We start from the raw sequence: 4,062 nt of genomic DNA on the forward strand, positions 1-4,062 counted from the left end.
CCCATCGGCGACCACGGCGTCACCATCTTGCTGGCGCGGGGGGAACTCGACCTCGAGGCCGACCTCGCTTCGGACACGCGCCCCATCTGGCCCCTGGTGGCGGCGCTCATCGAAGCGGTCCCTAACGACTTGCGCTGGCTGCGCGACCCCACGCGGGGCGGTGTCGCCTCGGCCCTAAACGAGCTGGCTCGAGACGCAAGGTTCGGGATCGTATTGGAGGAAGAGGCTATCCCAATGCGCGACGCCGTTCGCGGGGCCTGCGAGATCCTGGGGCTCGACCCCTTGCATATCGCCAACGAAGGGCAGTTCCTGGCGATCGTTGCCCCGGATGTGGCGGAAAGGGCACTTGAAACGCTCCATAAGACCCCTGGCGGAGGGGAGGCGCGACGTATCGGCACGGTCACGGACGCCCACCCCCGCACGGTGATCGCCAAGACCCGCTACGGCGGCAGCCGGGTGGTGGACATGCTCGTGGGCGACCCGCTGCCGCGTATCTGCTAACCATGCCCGACCTCGCCGAATTTGCCCAGGCGAGACTGCTCGAGCGTAACGTCGTGTCTCGTGCCTTTTTCGCACGCGAAGCCGGCCGCTTGGCCGGCGTGTGCCAGGAGATGTCCGAGCGCTTTTTGAAGGGTGGCCGACTGCTCGCTTTCGGACGTGGGCCTTACGCCACCGACGCTCAGCACGTCTCGGTCGAGTTCGTCCATCCCGTCATCGTCGGCAAGCGAGCGCTGCCTGCGCTCGACCTTTCGGTCGCGTTCAGTCCCTGGCTCAGGACGCTCCTGCGCCCCGAGGACATGGTGATGGGCTTTGGCCCGCCTCAAGGGGACGCGGAGGTGGCGGCGGCGCTCGAGGGGGCCCATTCCCAAGGCGCCATGACCTTCGCCCTGCCCGGCAAAGGGGGGAATTATGCGGTGGAGGCCCCCTCGACGGACCCTTTCATCCACCAGGAGCTGATCGAGATCCTCTACCACACCCTGTGGGAGACGGTCCACGTCTTTTTCGAGCACCGCGAGCGCGGGCACGACGTGGGCGCGAGCGGCTTCCTCTATCCCTTCCTAGGGGAGAGCAAGCAAGACACCGGCGGCGTGCTGGCTGAGGTTACGGCCTCTATCGGAGAGAAAGCCAGGGAGGTCGAGCGCTTGCGCGAGCAAGTAGCCGCCGGCGCTTCGCGGCCTATGGCCGAGGCGGCCCTGGCGATCGGCGAGCGGCTCGGCGCCGGGGGCAAGCTCATCGCCTTCGGCAACGGCGGTTCGGCGACGGACGCCAACGACCTGACCCTCGACTGCGTCACGCCACCCGCCGGGATGACGCCCATCCCCGCGATCTCGTTGGCGATGGAGAGCCCGAACATCAGCGCCATCGCCAACGACATCGGCGCGGAGGCGATCTTTTCGCGTCAGCTCATCGCCCAGGCCCGGTCCGCGGACGTCGCCGTCGCCCTTTCCACCAGCGGCGGCTCCAAGAATATCGTCATGGCCCTCGAGGAAGCCCGCAAGCGCGGCCTTATGACGGTCGCCCTGCTCGGCTATGACGGCGGCGAAGTGGTGCGGCGCAAGCTGGCCGATGTCGCCCTGATCGTCCCCTCGGACTACATCCCCCGCATCCAAGAGGTGCAGGCCTCGCTCTATCACGTGCTGCGCCAAGCGTTAGAGGAGACGCCTCGTGGCGGAGCTTGACCTGTACGGGACCTCGAGCTGCCCCTACACCGCCGAACTGCGCGAGGAGCTCGAGTGGCGAGGCGTTGCCTTTAGCTACTACGACGTCGAAGAGGACAAAGAGGCGCTCAAGCGGATGCTCGAGCTTACCGGCAACGGGCGCACCGTGCCGGTTTTGGCCCTAGGCCACAAGGTCAAGCAGATAGGATATCAGGGCCGTGGCTGCATCGTTGACGCCTCCTAGACCAAGTCAATGCCTAAACCAAGTCGATGCCAAACCGCTTCAACGCCCACACATAAACGACAAAGAGGACGCCTGTAGAGACGAGAGCCGAAACGAGCACGACGGGAAAGCCAAGGCCCCGCTTTAGCAGGTAAGGAATAAGCAAAAACATCGGCAGCGTGGGCAGCACATACCAGAAGGTGTAGTAAGCGTGATTGGCAATTTTGTCATCCCCCTGCCGCTCTACGAAAAGCCAAATCATCGCCAAGGTGGTGACCCACGGCAAGGCACCCAGAACCGCGCCCGCCCGGTCGCTCCGCTTGGCGACTTCGGAGATGGCGACGACGAGGCCGGCGGAAATGAGATACTTGAGCCAAACTGGCATAAGATGAGTTTAACCCATGACCTTTGCCCATCACATTTTTATCCGGGGCGTCGTTCAGGGGTTGGCTTCCGACCCTTCGTCTACCGGCCGGCGCATGAACGCGGGCTGACGGGCTGGGTCTTGAACGCTGCACTTCAGCCACCCACCAGGAGGAAAGGGCTTGACAAGATCCTGTCTCCACCGCGCCACTAGTTCAGTGGTGATCTCCCTCTGCGACAGCAAGTCGGTGAAGCCGGCATTCCACGAATCAACGTAGGTCCTCGCTACATCTTCAGCGTCCGCCCCGTCGGCGGCTCGAATCCTCAGCTGTCGCATCCTGTCCCGTCTTCTCCGCCAGAGAGAAGTGCCCGCGCGCTTTTCAACAGCGTTCGCCCTGCTTAACAGTCCGGTTCGGCTAAGCTCAACGGCGCGTCCTGACAGCGCACTACCTACAGAGCACTACCTAATGACTGACCCCCGCCTAAATTTGATGTGCACATGGGCGCGTCCGTTGCAGCAAGGGTTAGGTGGAGTGTTACCGCGAGTACTGCCCTCAAGCGTACATCAGACGCCCTTTCGGTTCAGGGACAGTTCGCCCTAGCTCTTTAGCCGTCTCAATCCACTCACGGATAACGACCTCCGCGTTAGCCACTGCCTCGGCGTAGCTCGCACCATCGGCTACGCACCCTGGCAACTCGGGCACTTCGGCAACAAATGCCTCGTCTTCTTCACTCCAGTAAATGATCAGTTCATACTTGAAGGGTTCAGTCATCTACTTCACCTCCCAACTTATAGTTGAGAATCACACCACGGACTTGCTTGACCTGATAAGGTTTTGCTTTTGATCCCTTGGGTTGCAGATTTAGGATCTCCTCGATACCGGTCTTGGTAAAGATGTGGTGGCTGCCACGGATACGTTCGTCAAACCCAAGACGCTTCAGCAGCGCGCAAAGACCCTCAAAAGGAATGTTGGCATCGGAAGCTCCCCGTAGAATCGCGACGAGCAGCTTCTCGTGTTTGCCCACACCATCAAGCTAGCATGGCAAGAGGTAGCTCAGCCCAACGACTAAGCTCACCCGCCGCCGGAAGCAAAGGCTTGGAGCGAAGTGAGGAACGAACGAAGTGGAAAGCCGAAGCTGTAGGCGGTCGGGTGCAGCGCCTTGTTCGGCAGCTTGTTGATGCCTTCGAGTTTCAGACCTGCGCCAATCTTTGACGTGGTGCGGGCGCTCCCCGCAGCAAACCTTCGGTGCTTAAATCCTCATCTACATCCGGCCAGTGGATACCGTAGCCGCCGCCAGCAAGTTGCCAATTTTGGCGCTCGGCTTGAGTCGCGTTGAATAATCGCGGATACCAAGCTAACGGAACAGAAATGCTCCTGCCATCCATGAGAGCAACCGTTAAGGTATCTTCTGATACTTCAACGCCGGAAACACGTTCGTCAGCCGCTAATGCCAAAATGCCCATTCCACGCCTCCAATACTTCTGACTGATGTTCAACCACAAGGACCTGTATGCGCCGCAGTTCATGCGGACGAAAACCGACGTTACGAGCCAAGCTAACCGGCTGAAGCCAAAACTTTGCGGAAAGATTATCTCTATCCACATGAATATGAGGCGGTTCATTTGGCTCGTGTCCTCAAAAATAAAAACGATAAGGGCCACTTCAGTAAGACTGTCAGTATACTTTCTGATTATACCGCTTTCTGAAACGCCGCGCGCAAGCCGCCGAACTGGGGATTATACTGCAAAGTGCGTAATAATGTTCCTCGTGCGTGGATTATACTGCATCCCTGCGCCCCGGCACAAAGGGCATCTTC

7 protein-coding genes and 1 pseudogene are annotated in these 4,062 nt (G+C 60.4%); 3 read left to right on the plus strand and 5 right to left on the minus strand.

Going from position 1 to position 4,062, the window contains the following annotated elements:
• The 3 genes from M3498_11540 to M3498_11550 all read left to right on the plus strand — a co-directional run.
• On the plus strand, nt 1-501 hold a 501-nt coding region (locus tag M3498_11540; protein MDQ3459918.1), incomplete at its 5' end, for an AIR synthase-related protein.
• Between the two features lie 2 nt (nt 502-503).
• Nucleotides 504-1,679 carry an SIS domain-containing protein gene (locus M3498_11545; GenBank protein MDQ3459919.1) on the plus strand — a complete coding sequence of 392 codons (1,176 nt, stop codon included), beginning with the start codon at nt 504-506 and terminating at the stop codon, nt 1,677-1,679.
• On the plus strand, nt 1,666-1,902 hold the full coding sequence (locus tag M3498_11550) for a glutathione S-transferase N-terminal domain-containing protein (GenBank protein MDQ3459920.1): 237 nt from the start codon (nt 1,666-1,668) through the stop codon (nt 1,900-1,902). The genes M3498_11545 and M3498_11550 overlap by 14 nt, the downstream gene beginning before the upstream one ends.
• A gap of 13 nt (nt 1,903-1,915) precedes the next feature.
• Here the strand turns inward: M3498_11550 and M3498_11555 are convergent, their stop codons facing one another.
• The 5 genes and pseudogenes from M3498_11555 to M3498_11575 form a co-directional block, all read right to left on the minus strand.
• On the minus strand, nt 1,916-2,266 hold the full coding sequence (locus tag M3498_11555) for a DUF3147 family protein (GenBank protein ID MDQ3459921.1): 351 nt from the start codon (nt 2,264-2,266) through the stop codon (nt 1,916-1,918).
• A 532-nt stretch (nt 2,267-2,798) separates the two neighbouring features.
• A complete protein-coding gene (locus M3498_11560) occupies nt 2,799-3,017 on the minus strand; it encodes a type II toxin-antitoxin system HicB family antitoxin (GenBank protein MDQ3459922.1) in 219 nt (72 codons plus the stop codon).
• Nucleotides 3,010-3,270, minus strand: coding sequence for a type II toxin-antitoxin system HicA family toxin (locus M3498_11565; GenBank protein ID MDQ3459923.1), 261 nt, complete (start codon nt 3,268-3,270; stop codon nt 3,010-3,012). Before M3498_11565 ends, M3498_11560 begins: the two co-directional genes overlap by 8 nt.
• Nucleotides 3,271-3,436: 166 nt before the next feature.
• Nucleotides 3,437-3,709: a DUF2442 domain-containing protein gene (locus M3498_11570; protein MDQ3459924.1), complete on the minus strand. Its 273-nt coding sequence runs from the start codon at nt 3,707-3,709 to the stop codon at nt 3,437-3,439.
• A pseudogene (locus tag M3498_11575) lies at nt 3,684-3,905 on the minus strand (DUF4160 domain-containing protein). Before M3498_11575 ends, M3498_11570 begins: the two are co-directional and overlap by 26 nt.
• Nucleotides 3,906-4,062: the final 157 nt, after the last annotated feature.

It is taken from the genome of Deinococcota bacterium (genome assembly GCA_030858465.1).
Lineage (GTDB): Bacteria > Deinococcota > Deinococci > Deinococcales > Trueperaceae > JALZLY01.